The organism is Hydrogenoanaerobacterium saccharovorans (genome assembly GCF_016901815.1).
Classification (GTDB): Bacteria; Bacillota; Clostridia; order Oscillospirales; family Ruminococcaceae; genus Avimicrobium; species Avimicrobium caecorum.
The window spans coordinates 101,457-122,548 of the sequence record NZ_JACSNR010000009.1 but is presented as its reverse complement, the minus strand read 5'-3'; the positions used below and the strand labels follow the sequence as shown (position 1 = coordinate 122,548).

The window sequence follows — 21,092 nt, the reverse complement described above, 5'->3', positions numbered from 1 at the left end:
CCTCCTGGTTGCTTAGGAACGGGATTTTTCCTGATGGTGCATCACAGCGCCGATCACAAGCATCAGCACCATAACCACCACGATCAGCACCAGCGAAATGGCAGCGCCATAGCCGTACTGGCTGTCCGAGAAGGCCTTGTGGTAGGCGCTCAGTGCCCATACCTCGGTCTGGACACCCGGACCGCCGTTGGTGATGAGCATGATGGTGACATAGTTGGTGAGCAGACCCAGGGTCTCCCACAGGGCGATAAAGGTGATGTGGAAGCGCAGGTTGGGCAGAATGATGTTGCGCACGATCTCCCATTCCCCGGCGCCGTCCACACGGGCTGCCCGGAACTGATTCTCGGGAATGCTCTTCACCGCCGAGGAAAAGACTGTGGTGCCATAGGCAATGCTGGTGAGCAGTGTGGCGGCAATGATGATGACAAACGGATACTGGGCAATCCAGTTGAGCGGTTCACTGCCGCCCAGAGCCATATACACCTTGTTGGCCAGACCATTGGGGGTGGCTTCCAGCAGCCACAGCCACAGTACCGAATATACCACACCCGGTGTGATCATGGGAATCATCAGGATACTCTTGAAGATATTGCCCTTGCGCTCGTCCCGGATAAAATAGGTGGTCATGATGGCAAAGAACAGATCCAGCACCACAGTCAGGAAAATGGTGATGCCCACATATTTTACTGTATTCCAGGCGATGATGGGGGTATTCGGGTCCATGAGGATCTTGCGGAAGTTATTGATGCCGTTGAACTTCCAGATAAAGGCGGAATCCAGACTGGTAAATGCCATAATGACGGTCAGGATCGCCGGCAGGATATACAGGACTGTAATAAAGACCAGGAACGGTGACAGGAACAGATAGGCCTGCATATTTTTCTGTCGCATATTTTGCTTCATAGTGTCCCTCCCGGGGACAGAGGGGCGGAAGCCATTCCGCCGCTGTCCCGAAAATACGCATAATTACAATGAGAGCATAGACCCCCTTGCGAGGAGAGCCTATGCTGTTCTCACTGCCTTTTCAGGAAAATGGTTTACTTGTATTCAACCAGGTCAGCGTCGAGGTTGATCTCGATCTGGGTCTTCATGTCCGCCACAGCCTGCTCGGGAGTGGTCTGGCCCAGTTCCAGCAGCTGAATCTGCTTGTAGAGCTCATTGTTGTAGGTGGTCAGGCCATCCACATTGGGAGGTGTTACAGACAGGTCAGCCATGTAGCCCACCTTTTCCAGGATGGGGTTGGTCTTGATGTCCTCCATCTCGTTGGCAGCCTTTACCGACGACAGGGTGAAGATGGTGTCGGCATGGTGGGCCAGCTGGTCAATGGAATCGCCGCTGTACAGTTCCCGGAACAGATCCTTGCAGATCTCGGGGTACTGGGTGGTGGCGTTGATGCCCATGCCCTGAGGAGCCGCGATGCAGAAGGGAGTATCATTGTACTCGGATACCGGGAATACGGCAAAGCCTACATCTTCAGCGAACTGCTCGGGGGTCTTGTCCACAGCACCGGCTACATAGGTAGCGGAGTACAGAGGACCATAGTAAGCAAAGGCAGTACCGTCACCTACCATGGTGTTGATGGTATCCCAGGTGGTCTGAGTCAGGTTCTGGGGAGTGATCTTGGTGGTGTTGGCATTGTCATAGATCTCCTGGAAGAAGCGCTGCAGGCCTTCACTGTCGAATACCAGCTTGCCTTCGTCGTTGTAGTACTCACCGCCCAGGGTGCGGAATACATCCAGGAAGTCGCTGCCGGCGCCGGGACGATGGGTCAGACCCCAGGTAGCGGCACCCTTGTCCTGTACTTCCTTGCAGAGATCCAGGAACTGCTCCCAGGTGAACTCGCCGTTGGCCATCTGGGTGGGCAGGGCTTCGATCTGCTCATCGGTCCAGCCGATTTCCTTCAGGGCAGCCTTGTTGTAGTAGATCACGCGGACAGGCAGGTCGAAGGGCATTGCATAGGCCTTGCCATCCACAATGTAAGGGGTATAGATGCCCTCTACAAAGTCATCGGTCATCAGGTCGGAGATATCCAGCATCATGCCGGCCTCAACCAGGCTGGACAGGTCGCTGACCGAGAAGATATCCGGACCTTCGCCGTTCTTCTGGGCGAAGATCAGGTTGTTGGAATACTCGCCCCAGTCGATGCGGGCGTAGTCGGTTTCGAACTCGATCTTGAGATCCTTGCCCTCAGCGGCATACTTTTCGTTCAGGCGCTCGCCGGCAGCCAGAACCGCATCGGGAATGGTGACGAAGTCCATGTTGTGGGCAACCTTCAGGGTAATGGTACCGGTGGGCTCTTCTCCGCTGTTCTGGGCAGTGGAGCTGTTGTCGCTGCCATTAGAGCAGCCGGACAGCATGGATACTGCCATCAGTGCAGCCAGAGTCAGACTCAGAAGCTTTTTCATACTTTTCCTCCAAATTTCTATTGCCGGGCTTACACTCCCGGAACTTGGTGAATGGGTTCCCAATCCTGCAAAAACGAAATCCGTCCTGCAGGAAGGTCTTTTCCCTGACATATTGTAACATTTCATTCACAAAAATGGAATTGATATTTTAGTAAAAGTACTTTGTGGCTCCCAACCGCATTTTATCAAAAACGCCGGATTTTTCCCATAATTACGCAGTTTTTCATATATTTGTAACATTGAACTTGTCCGAATCCCGGTTTTTTGCTATAATTATAAAAATAACTCCTTTTGCCCAGAAATCAGCCGTGCTCCGGCTTCCGCGTCAAAAATGAAATTTTGGCGTCGTTTGGCGCCTTTCGGCATCAAAAAAGACCTGTCTTTCCCATGGAAAAGACAGGCCTTTTTTGTTACGCATGGTTCTCCCGGTCAAGAAGCAGATGCACGCCGTACTGATAATGCTCCCGCATCCGTTCCCGGGCCAGGTCAAACTGTCCCGCTTCAAAGGCAGCGGTGATCCGCCGGTGCTGGTCCACCGACGGCTGACGGTCCCGGGAAGCCCGCATGGCGCTGGAGATGAGCAGCGACCGGATGCGGTTGTAGCGCTTGTAGGTCTCCTTGAGGAAGCGGTTGCCGCAGTAGTCAAAAAAGACCTTGTGGAACCGGTAATCCGCCCCGAAGTATTCGGTATCTTTCTCCTGGCTGGCTTCCATGGCGTCCTGATACTCATGCAGCAGCCGGACAATCTCTGCCTGCTGATCCGACTGGGAGGCCAGAGCCAATGCCTCACAGGCCAGCATCATAATGAAGTGGTTGAGCTCCTCGGCATACTGCTGGTCAAAGTCGATGAGCTGGGCGCCGGAATTGGTCAGCTCCCGGATCAGACCATCCTGATAGAGCTTATTGATGGCGTCCCGGATGGGGGTGGACGATACGCCGAACCGGGTCTGGAGTTCCCGGTTGATCAGCCGGTCCCCCAGGGCGATCTGTCCGGTGACAATATCATGGATCAGCACATCATAGACCTGTTCGCTCAGGGATCGGCGCTGGAGAAGTTCGCTCATAATTCACTGGCCTCGCTTTTACTCTGGTGATTGAAGTTATTATACAAAACTTCCCATTAAAACACAAGCCATCCCACTTGCGGAAAAATTTTTGGTAATTTTTCTGAAAAACCTCTTGACATTGGCGCCAGTCCGGTTATAATGAAATTGAAAGATGCGTGATGCATCATACATAACGCATAATGGTCGGAATGAAATTACTGAGACAGGAGGATTTTAACAATGGAAGACATGATGAAGTTTGCCCCCGAGCCCTTCAAGATCAAGATGGTTGAAAAGATGGGAACCCTCAATAAGGAAGAGCGCAAGGCTGCCATCAAGGCTGCCGGCTACAATACCTTCCTGCTGAAGTCGGAAGAATGCTTTATCGACCTGCTCACCGACTCGGGCACCAACGCCATGAGCGATCACCAGTGGGCCGGCCTGATGCTGGGTGACGAAGCCTATGGCGGTTCCCGCAACTTCTATCACCTGGAGGAAACTGTCCGGGAGCTGTTCGGCTTCAAGTATGTGGTACCCACCCATCAGGGCCGCGGCGCTGAGAATATCCTCTCCAGCCTGACCATCAAGCCTGGCGACTATGTACCGGGCAACATGTACTTCACCACCACCCGGTTCCATCAGGAGCGCAACGGCGCCACCTTCCGGGACGTGATCATTGACGAAGCCCATGACCCCACTGCCATTCTGGACTTCAAGGGCAATGTGGACCTTGCCAAGTTCCAGGCTCTCATTGACGAAGTGGGCGCGGAGCATATCCCCTACATCTGCCTGGCTGTTACTGTAAACCTGGCAGGCGGTCAGCCGGTATCCATTGCCAACATCAAGGCTGTATCCGAGCTGGCGCACAAGCATGGCATCAAGGTGATGTTCGATGCCACCCGCTGCGTGGAGAACGCCTACTTCATCAAGACCCGGGAACCCGGCTACCAGGACAAGACCATCAAGGAAATTATCCATGAGATGTTCTCCTACGGCGATGGCTGCACCATGTCCGGCAAGAAGGACTGCCTGACCAACATCGGCGGTTTCCTGTGCATGAACGATGAGGATCTGTATACCCGGGCCTGCGGCATGGTGGTACAGTTCGAGGGTATGCCTTCCTACGGCGGCATGGCAGGACGGGATATGGAAGCCATGGCAATCGGTCTGCGGGAGGCTATGGACTATGAGTACATCAGCCACCGTGTAAACCAGATCCGTTACCTGGGCGAAAAGCTGGATGCAGCCGGCGTACCCATGGTAAAGCCCTATGGCGGTCATGCGATCTTTGTGGATGCCCGTGCCTTCCTGGATCATCTGGACCAGGCCACCGACTTCCCGGCCCAGGCGCTCTCTGCCGCCCTGTATGAGATCTCGGGCGTGCGCACCATGGAGCGCGGCATCATCTCGGCCGGACGTGACAATGTCACCGGCGAGGATCATGTGCCGAAGCTGGAGACCATCCGCCTGACCATTCCCAGACGTGTATACACCTATGCGCACCTGGACTATGTGGCTGATGCGGTAATCGAGCTGTACAAGAAGCGCCATGACATCAGCGGTCTGCGCTGGGTATATGAGCCCAAGGCTCTGCGCTTCTTCACCGGACGCTTCGAGCCCAGGAACGAGGAGCTCATCAAGGGCTATTGATCCCGCACAGAAACCCATCCTTTCTCATAGACAAAAGCTCTCCCAAACAAATAAAAACCCCCGGCTCACCGCCGGGGGTTTTTATTTGGGGCAGCCCTCTGCCGCCGGGGTGACGCCGCACTGTGCCGGTGCAGCCAGTCCCCGCCGGAATCACAGCGAGCCGGGGGCCCATCTCCCCCAAGCGCTTCCGTGAAATCCTCCGGAGCCGCTCTTTTCGCAGCATGCGGTCCCGCTATAAGCTGCCCGGCACGGCAGTTTCTTCCGGGCGCTGCCCTCCCCCGCTCTGCCCGCCGGGTACTTCCCGCCACGCAAAAAGACCCCGCACAGCGGCGGGGTCTTTTTCTATTCCGGCAGGAGCCGGATCAGCTGCGCTTCTGCAGGCAGTCGATGGTAAAGGGATAGAACCCGAAGCTCTCATAAAGCCGGAGAGCTGCCTCATTGCCATAGGTCACACAGAGTTTCCGGTCCCGGATGCAGTTGATGTCCAGACAGGAAAGAGCCATCTTGAACAGCTTCTTCCCCATGCCCTGACCCCGGTACTCCTCCAGCAGGTAGAGCATTTCAATCTCTCCGAAGGAAGTATCCCGGTTATAGGTCACAGTGACAAATCCGGCGTCCTGCTTCTTTTCCCGGTCCACCAGTACAGCGGTATACATGGCTGCGCCGTTGTCCAGCTTTTCCTGCAGGAAGCCCTTGCGGATCTCGAACTCAAAGGTCCCGTAATAATCCGCAAAATAAGGGGAATTGGCTGCGTTTGCCTGGATCAGTTTCTCCCAAAGGGGTCCGATCCGGTCGATGTGTTCCATATCGACTTTTTCGATCTCGAACATAAAAGCTCCTTTCCAGTGTGGGCGCACCGGAACTCAGAACCGGCTGCGCTCTCTATAATGGGTATGCAGCACTTCGTGGGCCAGATGGCTGCCAGGTTCGCCGAAGAAGTCCTTGTAGAGCTCCTGGATTGCCGGGTTCTCATGGCTCTTGCGCACGGCCTTGCCGGCATCATCCGCATAGAGTCCGGCTGCACGCATAGCACGGAGATCCACAAAGTTGCGCACCTCTGCCGGCTGTACCGGCTGTCCGCCGCCGTTGACACAGCCGCCCGGACAACCCATGATCTCGATGAAATCATAGTGCTTTTCGCCGCTCTTGACGCTCTCCAGTACCTTGCGGGCATTGGCAAGACCGCTGGTAACTGCCACATGCAGTTCCAGATCGCCGATCTTGTAGGTGGCTTCCTTGATGGGAGCTACGCCGCGCACTTCCTCGAAGTTGAGCTTCTTCATCTCACCGCCGGTGAGCCAGTCCGCTGCGGTACGCAGGGCAGCTTCCATAACACCGCCAGTGGCGCCGAAGATGCTGCCCGCACCGGTGGACATACCCAGAGGCGCGTCAAATTCGCCGTCCGGCAGGCTGGTGAAGTGGATGCCGGCCCGCTCGATCATCCGGGCAAGTTCCCGGGTGGTGATGGCTACATCTACATCATACAGCCCTTCCACCGCATTGCTCTCGGAGTTCTTGGTTTCGAACTTCTTGGCAGTACAGGGCATAACGCCGACTACATAGATGTCCTTGGGATCGATGCCCATCTTCTTGGCATACCAGGTCTTGGCCACGGCGCCGAACATCTGCTGAGGGCTCTTGCAGGTGGAGAGGTTGGGGATAAACTCGGGATAGTAGTGCTCACAGAACTCAACCCAGCCCGGCGAACAGGAGGTGATCATCGGCAGAACGCCGCCGTTCTTCACCCGTTCGATGAACTCAGTGGCTTCCTCCACGATGGTGAGGTCAGCGGCAAAGTCGGTGTCATAGACAGCGTCAAAGCCCAGACGGCGCAGGGCAGTGACCATCTTGCCGGTGACATTGGTGCCGATGGGCATATTGAAGGCTTCGCCCAGGGTCACACGGATGGAGGGGGCAGTCTGTACAATGACATGCTTCTGCGGGTCTGCCAGAGCCTTCCACACCTCATCGGTGTTGTCGTGCTCGGCGATGGCGCCGGTGGGACATACCACGATGCACTGTCCGCAGGATACACAGGCTACTTCGCTCAGGTTCTGCTCAAAGGCACAGCCGATATGGGTCTTGAAGCCACGGTCGTTGGGACCGATGACGCCAATGCCCTGCAGCTTGGAGCAGGCTGCCACACAGCGGCGGCAGAGGATACACTTGTTGTTGTCCCGGTACATATGTACTGCCGAGTCATCCACTTCATACTGGATATTCTCACCGGCATAGTACTCCTCATCGTCCACCTTGAATTCCCGGCAGAGCTTCTGCAGCTCACAGCTGCCTGCACGCACGCAGGTCAGACACTTCTTGGCATGGGTGGAGAGGATCAGTTCCAGGGTTTTTCTTCTGGCTTCGAATACACGGGGGCTGGAGGTGCTGATCTCCATACCCTCGGCTACCGGGTAAACGCAGGCAGCTACCAGGCTGCGGGCACCCTTGACTTCTACCACACAGATACGGCAGGCGCCGATCTCATTGATCTCCTTGAGATAGCACAGGGTGGGAATATGAATTCCGGCATACCGGGCCGCCTCCAGGATTGTGCTGCCGGCGGGCACGGTATACTGCTCGCCGTTGATTTTTACATTTACCATATCCATTCTATCACACAACCTACTTTCTGACAATCGCGCCGAAGCGGCACTTCTCCATGCAGGCGCCGCACTTGAGGCACTTGCCGGGATCGATCACATGGGGTTCCTTGACGGTGCCGGTAATGGCGCCCGCCGGGCAGACCTTGGCACACAGGGTACAGCCGCGGCACTTCTGCGGGTCGATGGCATACTGCAGCAGTTCCTTGCAGACACCCGCCGGACATCTCTTGTCCTGGATATGGGCAATATATTCGTCACGGAAGTACTTGAGGGTACTCAGCACCGGGTTGGGAGCCGACTGGCCCAGACCACAGAGCGAATTTTCCTTGATGTAATAGCACAGATCCTCCATCTTGTCCAGGTCTTCCATAGTGCCCTGGCCCTTGGAGATCTTGTCGAGCATTTCATAGAGGCGCTTGGTGCCCACACGGCAGGGTGTACACTTGCCGCAGCTCTCATCTACGGTGAATTCCAGATAGAACTTGGCAATATCCACCATACAGGTATCCTCGTCCATGACGATCAGACCGCCGGAACCCATCATCGAACCGATCTCGATGAGGTTGTCGTAATCAATCGGCACATCCAGATACTTGTCAGGGATACAGCCGCCGGACGGACCGCCGGTCTGGGCTGCCTTGAACTTCTTGCCGCCCGGAATACCGCCGCCGATCTCCTCCACGATCTCCCGGAGGGTGGTGCCCATGGGCACTTCCACCAGACCGGTGTTGTGGATCTTGCCGCCCAGAGCGAATACCTTGGTACCCTTGCTCTTCTCGGTGCCGATGGAACGGAACCACTCAGCACCCTTGAGAATGATCTGCGGGATATTGGCATAGGTCTCGACGTTGTTGAGGACGGTGGGCTTGCCGAAGATACCGGCAGTGGTCGGGAAGGGAGGACGGGGACGGGGCTCGCCGCGCTTGCCGTCGATGGAGGTCATCAGGGCAGTTTCCTCACCGCACACAAAGGCGCCGGCGCCCAGACGCAGCTCCATATCGAAATCGAAGCCGGTGCCCAGGATATTCTTGCCCAGCAGACCCACTTCCCGGGCCTGGTCAATGGCGTGCTGGAGACGCTGTACCGCAATGGGATACTCAGCACGGATATAGACAAAGCCGTGGTTTGCGCCGATGGCATAGGCGGCAATGGCCATGGCCTCGATGATGACATGGGGGTCGCCTTCCAGAATGGAACGGTCCATGAATGCGCCGGGGTCGCCTTCATCGGCGTTGCAGGCCACATACTTCTGGTCGGCCTTGGAAGCGGCGCCGAAGCTCCACTTCTGACCGGTGAGGAAGCCGCCGCCTCCGCGTCCGCGCAGGCCGGAATCCTTCACGGTCTTGATGACCTCCTCAGGGGTCATCTCGGTGAGCACCTTGCCCAGGGCCGCATAGCCGTCATAGGCAATGTACTCGTTGATGTTCTCCGGGTCGATGACGCCGCAGTTCTTGAGCGCCACACGCATCTGCTTCTTGTAGAAGTCGGTCTGGTCCAGGCTCTTGACAGTGTCCTCCTGGACAGTCTCCTGATAGAGCAGGCGCTTTACCACACGGCCCTTGAGCAGGTGTTCTTCCACGATCTCGGGTACATCGTCAACATTCACCCGGGAGTAGAACGCGCCTTCGGGATAGATAATCATAATGGGGCCCAGGGCACACAGACCAAAGCATCCGGTCCGGATGACCTTGACCTCCTGCTCCAGCCCTACGCTCTTGATGTTGTTTTCCAGTGCCCGTACAATACGGTCACTGCCGGAGGAGGTACAGCCGGTGCCTCCGCACACCAGTACATGTGAACGATACATCTCTTTGCCGTCCCTCCAATCAGTCCTTGGCTTCGGCCTGCGCCGCGCCGATGGTGTATTCCACAATGGGATTGCCGTTGACCAGATGCTCTGCCACAACCTGAGCGATCTTATCCTCGGTCATCTTCACATAGGTCACCTTTTCCTTGCCGTTTTCAAAGACTTCCACCACCGGCTCATACTGACAGATGCCGATGCAGCCGGTCTGGGCTACGGTGACATTTTTAAGGCCTCTCTTGGCAACTTCTTCGGTGAGGCGCTGCAGTACCGGACGGGCACCTGCCGCAATACCGCAGGTAGCCATGCCCACTACCACCCGAATGTTGTCCTTGGCGTCATGGCGGATGCCCATCTGATCCTTCATCTGGTCCCGCAGCGCCTGAAGCTCTGCCAAACTTTTCATGCTCTTGTTACCCCTTTCGATGCTGTTTCTCCGGGTACCGGTTCCGGCTGTTCGGGCCGGAGCCGTTTATCATACTTTATAAAACAGGATTCCTGTCTGTGAATTTCCGGTTCACTTTCAGATGCCGCCGGCCTGCACGGGCGTCCCTGATGCGGTCCGTTGCCGCCAGCCAGCGGTGGCCATTCTAATCTGTTTCATGCAAGCGGGCTTCCCCGCAGGATCTCCGCAAAGTTCTCCCGTACGAACTCTGTGAGAAACGCGATCACCTCCGGCGTATCCAGAGGCACATCGCCAAGAATTTCCCGGAACTGCCGGGTATCAGCGGTGAACTCCCGTCCGTCACAGACAGCGTGCAGTACCAGTTCCACCCCGGGACTGGTCTGGACCAGCACTCCATAAGTGCCGCCCAGATCCCCCATGGGCACCGCGTCCAGATGCAGCGGATTGAGCTCGGCAGTGACTTCTGTGCCCTTGCCCGGCTCGGACCACACCCGGAAGCTCCCCCCTGCCAGTTCCGCTGTCTGACGGAACAGGGCTGTCCCCAGTCCCACCTTGCGGGTGGTCCGGGTGGTATAAAACGGGTCGCTTACCCGTCCGGCAACTTCCGGGCTCATACCCCGTCCATTGTCCCGGACTGTAATGGTCAGCCACGGTTTCTCCCCGAATCGGTACTCAATGCGGATCTCCACCAGTGTTGCGCCGGCAGATACCGAATTCTCCACAATATCCAGAATGTGCAGCGAGAGTTCTTCCATCTTCCCCTCCTGTTCCGGAGTGTCCGGTCCGGTGTTACTTGTACCGGGCCAGGATCTCGTCCAGATCGTCTACGATCAGCCGTCCATACACCTCATCGTTGATGGTGATGACCGGTGCCAGTCCGCAGGCGCCGATGCACCGGCAGGCATCCAGCGAGAACTTGCCGTCTGCTGTGCATTCACCGCCGTCAATGCCCAGTTTTTCCTTGAGGGCATTGTAAATGTCGCCCGAGCCCTTTACATAGCAGGCAGTGCCCAGGCAGACCGATACTTTATACTGTCCCTTGGGATTGAGGGTGAACTGGGAATAGAAGGTGGATACACCATATATCTCCTCCAGCGGAACATTCAGTCCCGCGGCAACCCGCTGCTGCACCTCAATGGGAAGATACCCATAAATCTCCTGTGCCTTCTGAAGCGCCGGCATGACCGCGCCCTGAGTCCCCCGGAGTTCCTGGAGTACTTCCTCCAGCTTCTGATCCTGTTCCGGTGTGGACGAGAACGGGATCGCTGACTTTCTGTTGGCCATCTGAAATCAAACCTCCTTGGTCTGTGATAAAATGCGATTCAAGTAGACTCTTTTAGTATAAAACAACTATCTTACCCCTTAAATCACCATAAATTATAGCAAAATCCACAAGGAAAAGTCCATAGCGGTTTTGTCAAAAAATTATCAGCCTTTTCGTTTGCCAGAGAAATCCCCCGGGATTTTCCTATGGATTTTTACTAATTTTTTTGTTTTGCAGTTGTCAGGTTGCTAAAATTGCAAAGATTCTTTTATGCACAGTCACTATTTTTTCATTGCAAATGGTGAACCCCATAGTTGATAAAGCAGATTTTGACTGATATAATAATATCAATATCGCGTCTGACCGGCTGTGAAACCCATGATGCTGCCGGCAGACCGGAAGCCACCCATCCATCCAAAGGAGGATACATGATGAAAATTTCCGAAGTAATCCAGATTCTCTCCGCTGAAGTGATCTGGGGCGATGAAAAACTCTGCGAACGGGAAGTGCAGAACGCCTGCGGCAGTGATCTGATGAGCGATGTACTGGCCTATGTGAAGGATCAGTCCCTGCTGCTCACCGGTCTGGTGAATCCCCAGGTGATCCGTACCGCTGAAATGATGGATTTCCTGTGCATTGCCTTTGTACGGGGCAAGCGTCCGGATGACGCCATGATCCAGCTGGCAAGTGAGTACAACATTGTGCTGATCAGTACCGAAGAGCGGATGTTCTCGGCCTGCGGCAAGCTGTATGCCGCCGGACTGGACGGCAGCGGCCTGTGAGCGGGCTCTGTTACCGGTTCCAGGTGCCGGGGGACGACTACTCCCGGGCAGGAGAGGCCTCCAGTACCGTCAAGAACCGGCTCAAACGGCTGGGAGTAAGCCCTGAAGCCATCCGCCGGGTTTCCATTGCCCTGTATGAAGGGGAGATCAATATGGTAATCCATGGCGGCGGCGGGGAAGTGACGGTCACCGTCAGCCCCGACCGGGTGGATATGGTCCTGGAGGACCATGGCAAGGGAATCCCCGATATTGAAAAAGCCATGCAGGAGGGATATTCCACTGCCTCGGAAGAAGCCCGGAGCCTGGGCTTCGGAGCCGGCATGGGACTTCCCAATATGAAAAAATACACCGATACCATGCAGATCGAATCCACTGTGGGCGTAGGCACCACAGTCCGTATGACCGTTCTGCTCTGACCCATCGGTCCGGAAGGAGGGACAGAAGAAAGATGGAATCCTTTTTTCACTCGGTAAAACTGGACAGCGGGCTCTGTGTGGGCTGTACCAACTGTGTCAAGCGCTGTCCCACCGCTGCCATCCGGGTCCAGGACGGCAAAGCGCATATCCTGCGGGAACTGTGCATTGACTGCGGCCAGTGCATCTATATCTGTCCGCATCATGCCAAATCCGCTGTGGTGGACCATCTGGCAGATGCCAACCGGTTCCGGTATACCATTGCCCTGCCGGCGCCGTCCCTCTATGGACAGTTCCATCATCTCACCGACCCCGCCCCGGTGATCCGGGGGCTGTACGGACTGGGATTTGACGCGGTCTATGAGGTGGCACGGGGTGCTGAGGCAGTCACCCGGCTGACCCAGCAGTACCTGGATGAGAAAAAACTGCCCCTGCCGGTGATCAGCTGTGCCTGTCCGGTGGTGGTGCGGCTGATCCGTACCCGGTTCCCCAATCTCACCGGAAATATCCTGCCCATTCTGCCGCCGGTGGAAGTGGCGGCACGGCTTGCCAAACAGGATTTCTGCCGGAAAACCGGCTGTCGGCCTGAGGAAGTGGGAACAGTGTTCCTCTCCCCCTGTCCGGCAAAATCCACCGCCAGCCGGGACCCCCTTGGGTTTGATAAAAGTGAAGTGGACATTGTGGTGTCCATCAAGGATATCTATCCGGCGCTGCTGGCAGCCATGAAACGGGACGACCTGCCCGAAGCCGGTCCGCTCAGCGGCAGTCTGGGTGTGGGCTGGGGACTCTCCGGCGGAGAAGCCGCGGGACTCTCAGGCATTACCGTCCTGGCGGCGGATGGCATCGAAAATATTATCCGGGTGCTGGAAGACCTGGAGGACGAAAAGATCACCGATGTGGATTTTGTGGAGCTCAGTGCCTGCGCGGGCGGCTGTGTAGGCGGAATCCTCACGGTGGAAAATCCCTTCCTGGCCCGCACCCGGCTGCAGAAGATCCAGGGACATCTGTCCCCGGAAGCACAGCCGCCGGAAGTGACCGATGAACGGCTGATGCTCTTTGACCACCCCATCAAGTTCTGTGAGGTACTGAGCCTTGCCAGGGATCTGACCACTGCCATGGAACTGCTGGCCCGGGTGGATGAAATTGAACAAGATCTCTATGGTATGGACTGCGGCGCCTGCGGAGCGCCTTCCTGCCGGGCACTTGCCACCGATATCGCTCTGGGACGGGCAGCGGTGGAAGACTGCATTTACATACAGCGGGAACGCCATACCGCAAAACCCTGAATACAGTAAAGAAGGTGTCAACCAAGATGACGGTATCACAACTGGACCAGCTGCCGGGTTTTATCCGGCTGGGCGGTCCGGACGAGGACCGGGAGATCCGGAAGATCTACTGCTGTGATCTGCTCAGTCTGGCTATGGCACGGGCTCCGGCGGACTGTGCCTGGGTCACGGTCATGGGCAATATGAATACAGTGGCAGTTGCCACACTGGCAGATGCCGCCTGCATTGTACTGGCGGAAAATGCTGCCATACCCGAAGAATGTATCCGGAAAGCCGCTGACGAGGGGGTTGCGGTATACCGCTGCGATGAACCGATATTTGAAACTGCGAAAAGGATTGATGCTCTGTTATGAAACTCTACTGCGACCTGCATCTGCACTCCTGTCTGTCCCCCTGCGGCGATGACGATATGACCCCCAACAACATCGTCAACATGGCCAAGCTCAAGGGACTGACCTGTATCGCCCTCACCGATCACAACACCGCCATGAACTGCCGAGCCACTGCCATGGCAGCCCGACAGGCCGGTCTGGGCTTTATTCCCGGCATGGAACTTTCCACTGCTGAAGATATTCATCTGATCTGCCTCTTCCCTGACTGTGATAAGGCCGAAGCCTTTTCCCGGCGGGTGGCAGAGGCTCTGCCTCCGGTCAAGAACAAGCCGAGGATCTATGGACACCAGATCCGTCTGGATGAGCTGGACCGTCCGGTGGGTGAAGAGGAGACCCTGCTGCTCAACGCCACCATGATCCCCCTCACCGAAGCTCCGGCTCTGGTGCGGGAATACGGCGGCGTCTGCTATCCGGCACACATCGACAAGATCGCCAACAGCGTCCTGGCGATCCTGGGCTCCATTCCGCCCGAGTGCGAGGAGGAGTTTGACACGGTGGAGGTTTCTCCCCGCTATGAGGACGGTCTCTTCCCCGATGTGGAAGCCGCCCGGGAACACCGCCGCACCGTGGTATCCTCCGACGCCCACTATCTCTGGGACATCACCGAAGCCGGGCATGAGTTCGAGCCCGGGGACGATGCCATCAGCCGGCTGATCCTGGCCTCTCTGGGCAAGCAGCCGCTCTGATCCCCGCAGACCTGCGCAAGAAAAGCCGAAGGCAGTCCGCCCCCGGCTTTTTTATTTTGTATGGGGTTTTATGAGAAGAACCGGGTGCGCACCCACCACGCCGCCGCAAAGAGCAGGAGCCAGACCACCGTCAGCAGGGCATACCGTCCCACTCCGGAGAGGGCAAACCGCATGCGCCGGTCAGCAAGGCTGCGCTGCTCGTCCGCATCGGCGGTCTCCTCCGCTGCCCGGAGCCGTTCGCCCCAGCGCCAGCCAACCCAGATCACCCCGGTCCAGAACAGCACCAGCGGCAGACCAGCCGCCAGGATAAACCGCAGCCGTACCTCTGCCGGGAGGTGCTCCACCCCCAGCTCTCTGAATGAGTCGACAATCTGACCCAGGGAACCGATGGTACACAAAATCGTCGCATACAGCCAGATTTTGGCCCGTTGGAAGAGCGTCTGGGAACCGCCCGGCTCCCGGCAGACCACCCCCTCAAAGAAGCGGTTCATGACGAACAGGATCAGCAGCAGTTCCGCAGCCAGCCAGGCGCCGGTTCCCCAGTCCGCCTGACCCAGCACCGCTGCCGGCAGCAGGAACCGGTAGAACGGGCCCCACCAGGCAAGCAGCAGCAGAAGCAGCCCGATCCGGATCAGGGACAGGAATAGGATGGAACGGACGGGAATCTTTCTCAGCATGGCTTTTCCTCCTTGGGGCGGGACTCTCTTTTTCCCCTATTGTACCCGGTCGGGGCGGGGAGTGTCCATCGGTGTTTTCCCCAAAATTCTACCCGGAAATCCGGGCAGCAGAAAAGCCGGTGTCCCGAAGGGCACCGGCCTTGTGTTTCTATTCCCCGTCCGGGACATGACTGCCCCGGCTCCCGTCCGGCAGGATATACCAGCCGTCCCGGATCTCGGAGATCCCGCCGCCGAAGCTCCAGCCGTTCTCCTCCACAAACCGGATAAAACGGTTCCAGAACTCCTCCTCGGTCATCTCCGGAGGTACTTCAATGCAGCCGTGTATCTCAAATTCCTTCCGCATAGCGGTTCCTCCCTGCAAAGGGTGCTCACTGCTCCTCGCCTACGGCATGGCAGGCGTCCTTCCCACGGAAGGAGATGCCTACGATCCGGGGGCCGGCATTGATCGCCACACAGACACCCATCTTGCCCAGCATATCCGGCTTCTGTCCGTTATAGGCTTCAATGAGCGCCTGCAGCTCCTGTGCGGGCTGCGGGTCCTCGCCCTGGAGCAGCACATAGTTCGGACAGCCGGGGTCATGGTTTTCCTTATAGTATTCAAACAGCCTGGGTACTACATTCTTTTCGCCCCGCACCTTGGCAGCGGTGATATTGTCGCCGCCCTCAAAGGTCATCACCGGCTTGAGCTCGAGCATCTCCCCTACAAAGCTTGCCGCCGCGCCGATCCGGCCCGACCGCTTGGCAAACTGCAGGGTATACATGGCAAAATAGAGCTCCCGGCGGCGCAGGAAGTCCTGGATAAAGTCCACCAGTTCCGCCGCGGCGGCACCCTGATCCCGGCGGGCTGCCGCCAGCACCAGCGGATAACCATAGCCATAGGAATAGCTCAGGGAATCCAGCAGATGGATCTTCACATCCGCATACTGGGGCAGATGCTCATAGAACAGCTTTTTGCCCAGCAGCGCCGACTGATAGGTAGCCGAACCATGGGAATTGAGGCCCATGTAGATGATATCGGTATAGCCTTCCTCTGCTGCTTTCTGGAATGCCTCGGCAAAGTCCACCATATTCAGATGGGCAGTGGTGGGCAGTTCCTTGCAGGTATTCAGGATCTGGTACATCTCATCCGGGGTGAGATCCACCCGGTCGGTGTATTCCTTTCCCTCGACACTCACCGGCAGATTGAGTACCCGGATTCCAGTCCGGGCTTCGTCCTCCGGGGTCAGGTCGCTGGCGGAATCGGTCAGCAGCAAAATCTTCTCCATACGCTTTTTCTTCCTTGCTTTCTTTCTGGTGTTTTTCAGGGGGTCAATCCGGCAGTCTGCCGAAGTTCTCCAGCTGAGGGAAATCCCACTGCCGCAGCACTTCATAGACTGCCACTGCCACAGTATTGGACAGATTCAGGCTCCGGGCTTCCCGGATCATAGGCAGACGCACACAGTGTTCATAATCCGACCGAAGCAGATCCTCCGGCAGACCGGCATCTTCCCGCCCGAAAAAGAGATAACTGTTATCGGGATAGGCAATGTCGGTATAGACCTTGTGTGCTTTGGTGGTGAAATAGTAAAAGGCCCCATCCGGATTCTTTTCAAAGAAATCCGGGAGGCTGTCATAATAACTGATGTCCAGCAGGTGCCAGTAATCCAGTCCCGCCCGCTTGAGATGCTTGTCATCCAGCGAAAAACCATAGGGCCCTACCAGATGCAGCCGTGCCCCTGTCACCGCGCAGGTCCGGGCGATATTGCCGGCATTGGCATGAATCCGGGGTTCTACCAGCACAATATTGAGTTTTGGCATTCCAAGTTCGCTTCCTTCTGTCAGCGCTGTACTATGCTGCCAATGCAGCGTGTGTTACAGTTGTTACATGTTTCATTATCATATAACTTTCAGTTTCAGTCAAGTGTTAAAAAAATGAATTCACAATATTTACAAACTGTTCGCATTCTCCTCCTGCCTTTTCTGTAACTAAAAATTGTTAATAAAATGTTTGCTTGTATTTTTCCGGTTCCGGCGATACTATAAAGGAGTAGAGAAACGGAGATGAAGCTATGTCCAATCATCTGATCGAAGTAAAAAATGTCTACAAGATCTATAATCCCGGTGAAAATGAAGTCCGGGCACTGGATGGCATCAGTGTCACCATTGACCATGGCGAATTTGTGGCAATCGTCGGACATTCCGGCTCCGGTAAGTCCACTTTCATGAATATGCTGGGCTGTCTGGATACCCCCACTTCCGGGGATTATTATCTGGATGGCGTCAATGTGGCAGGTATGACCGATGATGAACTCTCGGATATCCGCAATAAACAGATCGGTTTTATTTTCCAGGGCTTTAATCTGATTCCCAGCCTCACCGCCCAGGAAAATGTGGAACTGCCGCTGGTCTACCGTGGCATGCCCGCCGAACAGCGCCGTCAGCTGGCAGAGGAAGCCCTGACCCGTGTGGGAATGGAACACCGTATGAACCACCGCCCCAGTGAGCTGTCGGGCGGTCAGCAGCAGCGTGTCGCCATTGCCCGGGCCATTGCTGCCCGTCCGCCCATCATCATGGCTGACGAACCCACCGGCAACCTGGATACCCGCAGCGGTGAAGAGGTCATGAAGATCCTGCATGAGCTCAATGAGGAGGGACGCACCATCGTCCTCATCACCCATGACAATGACATTGCCCGTCAGGCCACCCGGGCCATCCGGATCATCGATGGCAAGGTGGTATCCGATACCCTGGCAAGCGAACTGCAGAAGCACGATGTATAAAAGCGCCCCGGCGCGGAAAAAAGCCCCGTCCTGTTCTCCCGGGAACAGACGGGGCTTTCTGGTTTGACAGGCAGTTTTTCACTGTGCTATGATAAAGAAAAGAGTTCTGAATGGAGGCACCCGGAAGGAGGAATGTCAATGCTGCATCTGGCTGGTCTGTGGCAGATGTTCAACCTGGCGCTTCTCATCGGCGTACTGGCGCTGATCGTCCTTGGCTGCATCGCCCTGTGGAAGTACATCAGGCGCACCTGACCCCACACGCAACAAAAGCCCCGCATAGAGCGGGGCTTTTCTGTTTTTATGGCCTGTGTTCGGTGCGGGGCAGCCCGCTACCGGCCGGTGTCCGCATTCTCCTTTTCAGGCCGGGGAGACAGCTCGGGCTGGGCGCCGGTGACAACATTGGGCTTTTCCGGGTCGAGATCGGCGTTGAGCCCCTCATACCGGATCAGTTCTCCGGCGTGTTCCTCCACCAGGTCCGCCAGCTTCTCCAGAGTGTAGGCTGTACCCTCCTCCAGGAAAGCCGGGGCCTCACTCAAGGGCTGGTACAGCTCGGTTTTCCCATCGGAATAGAGAATCCCCCAGCCGAGCCCGTCTGTGCAGAGGTTATAGCACTCGGCCCGGGTCAGGTCGATGCCCGAATCCTCCAGCGCTGCCTTGACCCCGCCGGTGAGCTCCATCACAAACATTTCGCCCTCATCTCCGGGCAGGTAGCCCACCAGCTCCCCCTTTCCGGGATTGACCACCGCTGTGCCGCCGGTGCCGTCCGCCTGCTCCACAAAGACCATCAGCCGTTCGTCATAGGAGATGCGGCTGCTCAAAAGCTCTCCCGAGCGGACAGCAGTCAGGAAGGCGTCCACACCCGACCGGGTGAGCAGGGAATCCTCCATATGGTACCGGCGCACCGCACGGCTCCAGTCCAGCTGGTCGCCCTCCTCCAGAAAGCGCAGGGTAATGTCGGTTTCCGTCTGGGAAATGTCCTCATAGTACCGGTCCTCCAGGCTGTCCCAGACCGTATCATCTCCGAATGCCGGCGCCGTCAGCAGCACGGCAGCCAGCAGTCCCGCAAGCAGTTTCTTCATGCGTATCCCTCCTTGTCCATTCCATGGCTATACCTCTGATTTTATTGTAGCCCTTCCCGGCGGCGGCATCAAGGCGCAGATTCACCGAAAATCCCCGCCCTGTTCCGGCACGCAAAAAAGCCCCGCCGGAGCGGGGCTTTTTCAGATGCGGGAAGAAACTTACTTCTTCTTGGGAACCAGCTTATCCTTGCCGCCCATGTAGGGACGCAGCACTTCGGGGATATAGATGGTGCCGTCCGCCTGCAGATGGTTCTCCAGGAAGGCGATGAGCATTCTCGGCGGAGCTACGCAGGTGTTGTTCAGAGTATGGGCGAAGTAGTTGCCATCCTTGCCGTGGATGCGGATACCCAGACGGCGGGCCTGAGCATCACCCAGGTTGGAGCAGCTGCCTACCTCAAAGTACTTCTTCTGACGGGGGCTCCAGGCCTCAACGTCCAGGCTCTTGACCTTCAGGTCAGCCAGGTCGCCGGAGCAGCACTCCAGGGTGCGGACCGGAATCTCCATGGAACGGAAGAAGTCTACGGTGTTCTGCCAGAGCTTGTTGAACCACATCGGGCTGTCTTCCGGCTCGCAGACAACGATCATTTCCTGCTTCTCGAACTGATGGATGCGGTATACGCCGCGCTCCTCAATACCGTGAGCGCCTACCTCCTTACGGAAGCAGGGAGAATAGCTGGTCAGGGTCTGGGGCAGTTCGTCCTTCTCCAGGATCTGACCGATGAACTTACCGATCATCGAATGCTCCGAAGTACCGATGAGGTAGAGATCCTCACCCTCGATCTTGTACATCATGTTGTCCATTTCAGCAAAGCTCATAACACCGGTTACAACATTGCCGCGGATCATATAAGGCGGGATATAGTAGGTGAAGCCACGGTCGATCATGAAGTCACGGCCATAGGACAGGATTGCGGAATGCAGACGGGCTACATCACCCTTGAGGTAATAGAAGCCGTTGCCGCTGGTACGGCGGGCGCTGTCCAGATCAATGCCGTCCAGGCTCTCCATAATATCTACATGATAGGGGATCTCATAGTCGGGAACCAGCGGCTCGCCGAACTTTTCCAGTTCCACATTTTCGCTGTCGTCCTTACCGATCGGCACAGAGGGATCGATCATCTGAGGAATGACCATCATTCTCTCCTTGATCTTGGCTTCCAGCTCGGTTTCCAGAGCTTCCAGCTTTTCCATCTCCTCACCCATGGCAGCGGCACGGGCCTTTACTTCCTCAGCCTCGTCCTTCTTGCCCTGGGCCATCAGGCCGCCGATCTGCTTGGAGAGCGCGTTGCGTTCACCGCGCAGGCTGTCTGCCTTGGTCTTTGCCTCACGGTACTGCTGGTCGAATTCCAGCACCTCATCCACCAGAACGAGCTTCTCGTCCTGGAACTTCTTCTTGATGTTCTCCTTGACTGCGTCAGGATTTGCTCTGACGAACTTGATATCCAGCATTTCTGTGTTCCTCCTTGGATTATTTTTTCAAAATGCTCGCTTTTCCGGGATCAGGAGAAATAAAAAACCTCCCGAACCCATCGAAAAATTCACATGGGACGGAAGGATACCCGCGTTGCCACCCAAATTGCCCGATGGAAATTCCCACCGGACCACTCAAAGTTCCGCTGTAAAGGGCGCACCCTTCGGCTCATCACCGAAAGCTCCGGGAATGGAAAGGCCCGCGCTTTCACCGGTTTGCACCAACCACCGGCTCTCTCTCAAAGCACCGCAGCCGCAGTTCCCATCACTGCTTACCTCTGCTATTGACTGAAACGACCCATATCGGCTGTTTCAATACCTCTACTATAATCGTTTCCGCGGGCAAAGTCAAGGGTCAGGGGATAATTTG

General features: G+C 56.5%; 22 protein-coding genes. 7 read left to right on the top strand and 15 right to left on the bottom strand.

The features are described from left to right. Positions 1–12: 12 nt before the first annotated feature. From H9X81_RS09885 to H9X81_RS09875, 3 genes are all read right to left on the bottom strand, one after another. On the bottom strand, positions 13–903 hold the full coding sequence (locus H9X81_RS09885; protein WP_243424130.1) for a carbohydrate ABC transporter permease: 891 nt from the start codon (positions 901–903) through the stop codon (positions 13–15). Positions 904–1,037: 134 nt separating this feature from the next. After that, entirely contained in the window at positions 1,038–2,405 is a 1,368-nt protein-coding gene (locus H9X81_RS09880) for an ABC transporter substrate-binding protein (RefSeq protein ID WP_177503748.1), read from the bottom strand. Positions 2,406–2,815: 410 nt separating this feature from the next. After that, positions 2,816–3,469, bottom strand: coding sequence for a GntR family transcriptional regulator (locus H9X81_RS09875; protein WP_204721605.1), 654 nt, complete (start codon positions 3,467–3,469; stop codon positions 2,816–2,818). Between the two features lie 231 nt (positions 3,470–3,700). Here H9X81_RS09875 and H9X81_RS09870 point away from each other — a divergent pair, with 231 nt between their 5' ends. After that, positions 3,701–5,101 (top strand): tyrosine phenol-lyase, encoded by a 1,401-nt coding sequence (locus H9X81_RS09870; RefSeq protein ID WP_204721642.1) that lies wholly within the window; start codon positions 3,701–3,703, stop codon positions 5,099–5,101. 362 nt (positions 5,102–5,463) lie between these two features. On the opposite strand, the gene H9X81_RS09865 is transcribed toward H9X81_RS09870, so the two are convergent. The 6 genes from H9X81_RS09865 to H9X81_RS09840 form a co-directional block, all read right to left on the bottom strand. Next, positions 5,464–5,931, bottom strand: coding sequence for a GNAT family N-acetyltransferase (locus tag H9X81_RS09865; protein WP_204721603.1), 468 nt, complete (start codon positions 5,929–5,931; stop codon positions 5,464–5,466). A 33-nt stretch (positions 5,932–5,964) separates the two neighbouring features. Continuing rightward, complete coding sequence (locus H9X81_RS09860; RefSeq protein ID WP_204721601.1) at positions 5,965–7,710, bottom strand: NADH-dependent [FeFe] hydrogenase, group A6; 1,746 nt, start codon at positions 7,708–7,710, stop codon at positions 5,965–5,967. A gap of 13 nt (positions 7,711–7,723) precedes the next feature. Continuing rightward, positions 7,724–9,511: an NADH-quinone oxidoreductase subunit NuoF gene (gene nuoF / locus H9X81_RS09855; RefSeq protein ID WP_204721599.1), complete on the bottom strand. Its 1,788-nt coding sequence runs from the start codon at positions 9,509–9,511 to the stop codon at positions 7,724–7,726. A gap of 19 nt (positions 9,512–9,530) precedes the next feature. Then, complete coding sequence (locus tag H9X81_RS09850) at positions 9,531–9,914, bottom strand: (2Fe-2S) ferredoxin domain-containing protein (RefSeq protein ID WP_177502737.1); 384 nt, start codon at positions 9,912–9,914, stop codon at positions 9,531–9,533. Between the two features lie 194 nt (positions 9,915–10,108). After that, positions 10,109–10,669: an ATP-binding protein gene (locus H9X81_RS09845; protein WP_177502736.1), complete on the bottom strand. Its 561-nt coding sequence runs from the start codon at positions 10,667–10,669 to the stop codon at positions 10,109–10,111. Positions 10,670–10,703: 34 nt separating this feature from the next. Then, complete coding sequence (locus H9X81_RS09840) at positions 10,704–11,198, bottom strand: complex I 24 kDa subunit family protein (protein WP_177502735.1); 495 nt, start codon at positions 11,196–11,198, stop codon at positions 10,704–10,706. Between the two features lie 411 nt (positions 11,199–11,609). On the opposite strand from H9X81_RS09840, the gene H9X81_RS09835 reads away from it, so the two are divergent. The 5 genes from H9X81_RS09835 to H9X81_RS09815 are packed head-to-tail and all read left to right on the top strand — an operon-like array spanning position 11,610 to position 14,737. Then, entirely contained in the window at positions 11,610–11,960 is a 351-nt protein-coding gene (locus H9X81_RS09835) for a DRTGG domain-containing protein (protein WP_177502734.1), read from the top strand. Beyond that, positions 11,957–12,376 (top strand): ATP-binding protein, encoded by a 420-nt coding sequence (locus tag H9X81_RS09830; RefSeq protein WP_177502733.1) that lies wholly within the window; start codon positions 11,957–11,959, stop codon positions 12,374–12,376. The genes H9X81_RS09835 and H9X81_RS09830 overlap by 4 nt, the downstream gene beginning before the upstream one ends. A gap of 32 nt (positions 12,377–12,408) precedes the next feature. Beyond that, positions 12,409–13,659 (top strand): [Fe-Fe] hydrogenase large subunit C-terminal domain-containing protein, encoded by a 1,251-nt coding sequence (locus H9X81_RS09825; RefSeq protein ID WP_204721597.1) that lies wholly within the window; start codon positions 12,409–12,411, stop codon positions 13,657–13,659. A gap of 14 nt (positions 13,660–13,673) precedes the next feature. After that, entirely contained in the window at positions 13,674–14,012 is a 339-nt protein-coding gene (locus H9X81_RS09820; protein ID WP_345941543.1) for a DRTGG domain-containing protein, read from the top strand. Continuing rightward, a complete protein-coding gene (locus H9X81_RS09815; protein ID WP_204721595.1) occupies positions 14,009–14,737 on the top strand; it encodes a PHP domain-containing protein in 729 nt (242 codons plus the stop codon). Before H9X81_RS09820 ends, H9X81_RS09815 begins: the two co-directional genes overlap by 4 nt. A gap of 68 nt (positions 14,738–14,805) precedes the next feature. Here H9X81_RS09815 and H9X81_RS09810 read toward each other — a convergent pair whose 3' ends face one another. From H9X81_RS09810 to H9X81_RS09795, 4 genes are all read right to left on the bottom strand, one after another. Further along, a complete protein-coding gene (locus H9X81_RS09810; RefSeq protein ID WP_204721593.1) occupies positions 14,806–15,414 on the bottom strand; it encodes a hypothetical protein in 609 nt (202 codons plus the stop codon). Between the two features lie 148 nt (positions 15,415–15,562). Next, positions 15,563–15,757 (bottom strand): hypothetical protein, encoded by a 195-nt coding sequence (locus H9X81_RS09805; protein WP_204721591.1) that lies wholly within the window; start codon positions 15,755–15,757, stop codon positions 15,563–15,565. 25 nt (positions 15,758–15,782) lie between these two features. Then, positions 15,783–16,679: a DegV family protein gene (locus H9X81_RS09800; protein WP_204721589.1), complete on the bottom strand. Its 897-nt coding sequence runs from the start codon at positions 16,677–16,679 to the stop codon at positions 15,783–15,785. 43 nt (positions 16,680–16,722) lie between these two features. Beyond that, entirely contained in the window at positions 16,723–17,211 is a 489-nt protein-coding gene (locus H9X81_RS09795) for a tRNA (cytidine(34)-2'-O)-methyltransferase (protein WP_177504346.1), read from the bottom strand. 251 nt (positions 17,212–17,462) lie between these two features. Between H9X81_RS09795 and H9X81_RS09790 the strand changes: the two genes are divergently transcribed. Then, positions 17,463–18,173 carry an ABC transporter ATP-binding protein gene (locus H9X81_RS09790; protein ID WP_177504344.1) on the top strand — a complete coding sequence of 237 codons (711 nt, stop codon included), beginning with the start codon at positions 17,463–17,465 and terminating at the stop codon, positions 18,171–18,173. Positions 18,174–18,502: 329 nt separating this feature from the next. On the opposite strand, the gene H9X81_RS09785 is transcribed toward H9X81_RS09790, so the two are convergent. Then, on the bottom strand, positions 18,503–19,252 hold the full coding sequence (locus tag H9X81_RS09785; RefSeq protein WP_204721587.1) for a hypothetical protein: 750 nt from the start codon (positions 19,250–19,252) through the stop codon (positions 18,503–18,505). Between the two features lie 159 nt (positions 19,253–19,411). After that, positions 19,412–20,701: a serine--tRNA ligase gene (gene serS, locus H9X81_RS09780; protein ID WP_177504340.1), complete on the bottom strand. Its 1,290-nt coding sequence runs from the start codon at positions 20,699–20,701 to the stop codon at positions 19,412–19,414. Positions 20,702–21,092: the final 391 nt, after the last annotated feature.

Coding starts and splice junctions, on each gene's coding strand:
- H9X81_RS09810 (WP_204721593.1), bottom strand. CDS start 15,414: ATGCTGAGAAAGATTCCCGTCCGTTCCATCCTATTCCTGTCCCTGATC.
- H9X81_RS09785 (WP_204721587.1), bottom strand. CDS start 19,252: ATGAAGAAACTGCTTGCGGGACTGCTGGCTGCCGTGCTGCTGACGGCG.
- H9X81_RS09850 (WP_177502737.1), bottom strand. CDS start 9,914: ATGAAAAGTTTGGCAGAGCTTCAGGCGCTGCGGGACCAGATGAAGGAT.
- H9X81_RS09865 (WP_204721603.1), bottom strand. CDS start 5,931: ATGTTCGAGATCGAAAAAGTCGATATGGAACACATCGACCGGATCGGA.
- H9X81_RS09840 (WP_177502735.1), bottom strand. CDS start 11,198: ATGGCCAACAGAAAGTCAGCGATCCCGTTCTCGTCCACACCGGAACAG.
- H9X81_RS09815 (WP_204721595.1), top strand. CDS start 14,009: ATGAAACTCTACTGCGACCTGCATCTGCACTCCTGTCTGTCCCCCTGC.
- H9X81_RS09880 (WP_177503748.1), bottom strand. CDS start 2,405: ATGAAAAAGCTTCTGAGTCTGACTCTGGCTGCACTGATGGCAGTATCC.
- H9X81_RS09800 (WP_204721589.1), bottom strand. CDS start 16,679: ATGGAGAAGATTTTGCTGCTGACCGATTCCGCCAGCGACCTGACCCCG.
- H9X81_RS09860 (WP_204721601.1), bottom strand. CDS start 7,710: ATGGATATGGTAAATGTAAAAATCAACGGCGAGCAGTATACCGTGCCC.
- H9X81_RS09870 (WP_204721642.1), top strand. CDS start 3,701: ATGATGAAGTTTGCCCCCGAGCCCTTCAAGATCAAGATGGTTGAAAAG.
- H9X81_RS09835 (WP_177502734.1), top strand. CDS start 11,610: ATGAAAATTTCCGAAGTAATCCAGATTCTCTCCGCTGAAGTGATCTGG.
- nuoF (WP_204721599.1), bottom strand. CDS start 9,511: ATGTATCGTTCACATGTACTGGTGTGCGGAGGCACCGGCTGTACCTCC.
- H9X81_RS09845 (WP_177502736.1), bottom strand. CDS start 10,669: ATGGAAGAACTCTCGCTGCACATTCTGGATATTGTGGAGAATTCGGTA.
- serS (WP_177504340.1), bottom strand. CDS start 20,701: ATGCTGGATATCAAGTTCGTCAGAGCAAATCCTGACGCAGTCAAGGAG.
- H9X81_RS09885 (WP_243424130.1), bottom strand. CDS start 903: ATGAAGCAAAATATGCGACAGAAAAATATGCAGGCCTATCTGTTCCTG.
- H9X81_RS09795 (WP_177504346.1), bottom strand. CDS start 17,211: ATGCCAAAACTCAATATTGTGCTGGTAGAACCCCGGATTCATGCCAAT.
- H9X81_RS09875 (WP_204721605.1), bottom strand. CDS start 3,469: ATGAGCGAACTTCTCCAGCGCCGATCCCTGAGCGAACAGGTCTATGAT.
- H9X81_RS09805 (WP_204721591.1), bottom strand. CDS start 15,757: ATGCGGAAGGAATTTGAGATACACGGCTGCATTGAAGTACCTCCGGAG.
- H9X81_RS09790 (WP_177504344.1), top strand. CDS start 17,463: ATGTCCAATCATCTGATCGAAGTAAAAAATGTCTACAAGATCTATAAT.
- H9X81_RS09825 (WP_204721597.1), top strand. CDS start 12,409: ATGGAATCCTTTTTTCACTCGGTAAAACTGGACAGCGGGCTCTGTGTG.